The organism is Microbispora sp. CL1-1 (genome assembly GCF_012034195.1).
In the GTDB taxonomy this organism is placed as follows: domain Bacteria; phylum Actinomycetota; class Actinomycetes; order Streptosporangiales; family Streptosporangiaceae; genus Microbispora.
The window spans coordinates 1-1,853 of record NZ_JAATEK010000113.1; the positions used below are offsets into that span (position 1 = coordinate 1).

The 1,853-nt window shown below is 69.5% G+C and carries 2 protein-coding genes; one reads left to right on the forward strand and one right to left on the reverse strand.

Features of this window, described 5'->3' with window-relative positions; all coding sequences use genetic code 11:
- Positions 1 to 640 precede the first annotated feature (640 nt).
- Entirely contained in the window at positions 641 to 1,384 is a 744-nt protein-coding gene (locus HCK04_RS40130; RefSeq protein ID WP_142652749.1) for an SDR family NAD(P)-dependent oxidoreductase, read from the reverse strand.
- A 199-nt stretch (positions 1,385 to 1,583) separates the two neighbouring features.
- On the opposite strand from HCK04_RS40130, the gene HCK04_RS40135 reads away from it, so the two are divergent.
- Positions 1,584 to 1,853, forward strand: a 270-nt coding sequence (locus HCK04_RS40135; protein ID WP_277351641.1) for a sigma factor, incomplete at its 3' end; no start/stop codon positions are given.

A 1,853-nucleotide genomic window follows, 5' to 3' on the forward strand; every position in this document is an offset into this window, starting at 1 on the left:
GCAACGCCCCGTCCAGAGACGGCTCGCAAAGCCTTCCAGGCTGTCGTCGCGGCGTGCAGTCCAGGTGTACGGGCCGGGTGTGCAGGCCGGGTGTGCAGGCCGGAAGGGGCACCGGCAACGCAGGCTCTATGGAGGCGGGAGAGGTGGCGCCCAGCACGAGGGCACCGCGACGGCCAGAAGCGTTGTGCCCGGAGATGATTCGCAGAGGCTTCCGGGCTGTCGCCAGGGGCGTACGGTCCAGGTGCGCGGTCCGGACGTGCAGGCCGGAAGGGGCACCGGCAACGCGGGCTCTGTGGGGGCCGGAGAGGTCACCTCCTAACAGGGGGCATGGTGAGCGGCCGGAAGGAGGTTGCGTCGGCTACGCGGGCTCCGTCAAGGCTGGGGAGGTCGCGCCGCGCACGGGGGGCGTTGACGGGCCGGAAGCGTTGTGCCCGATACCGGGCCCCGCGGGCATTCCGAGCTTGCGGAATGTGCACGGACGGAGCGGGCTCGGCGAGGACCGGAGATGCCTTCCGGAGCGGTCACCGACCGGCTCAAGACTCGCCAACACCCCACAGGCGTTTTCCGGCGCGGTACCGGACACCGCGATGCCGACCAGCGCGTGGCGGTTTACATCACACAGGATGCCAAGGCTCGGCGGTCACCATCCGACGGGGCCGAGGCGGTCGGTGAAGATTCCGCTCGGCCCGTCGGGGCCGATCATCGCGAGTCCGACGATCGAGTCGGTGCCCTCGGTGACCGTCAACTGACCGGTGTGGTTGTTCATGTCGGTGGCGGCGAACGTGTGGTTCGCGACCTCCCCGGGAGTGGTGGCGTTGAACTTGATCTCCGGGAGTGCCTGGGCGTACCGGACGGTGATCATGTTCAGCGCCGCCTTCGACGACGTGTAGGCGAGTTCGTGCATCTTCGAGATGGGCTGCTCCGGATCGGTCACGACCGCGAAGGACCCGGCGGCGCTCGACACCATCACCACCCGAGGGTTGTGCGCCGCCCGCAGCAAGGGAAGGAACGCGTTCGTGACCCTGATCGGTCCGTAGACGTTGACGTCGTAGACGGAATGGATCTCGTCCACCGTGGTCTCCGCGGGCGGAGTGACCATTCCCGGCGCGCCGGCGTTGTTGATCAGCACGTCCAGGTGGTCGGTGTGCTCGCGGACGAGCCGTACGGCACGGGCCACCGACGCGTCCGAGGTCACGTCCAGCGGGACCATGACCACGTCGACGCCGTCCGCGGCCAGCTTGCCTGCGGCCGCCCGTCCCCGGCTCTCGTCGCGCGAGCCGAGGAAGACCGTCCACCCCTCCGTACCGAGCCGGCGGGCCGCTTCGAGACCGAGGCCCTTGTTGCCACCGGTGACCAGCGCGAAGGTCCGCTCCGAGTTCGTCATTCGTCCTCACTCCTGTGGAGTCGCGTGCCGCCCGGCTTGTCCGGGCGGCGTCCTGACGAACACGAGATGCCGGTGCCCCGCCGCCTGTGACAGCTCGGGTCGTGTGACGTACACCACCTGTCGCCGCGGTCACAGAACGCCGAGGATAGGCGTCTTGTGCGTGTAAGGCGCAGGCGAGTGCGATCGGGGAGGAGCCGTGATGGGCGAGGGACAGGTGGGCGCGGGCGAGCCGTACGCGCATGGGGAAACCGTGGACCCGGCCACCGCGGCGTTCGTCGCCCATCGCAACCTGCTGTTCACCGTGGCCTACGAGATGCTCGGCTCGGCCGCCGACGCTGAAGACGTCCTCCAGGAAACGTGGCTGCGCTGGGCGGGCGTCGATCTCGGGACGGTGCGGGATCAACGCGCCTATCTGGTGCGGATCGTCACCCGGCAGGCGCTGATGCGGCTGCGCGCGCTCGGCCGACGT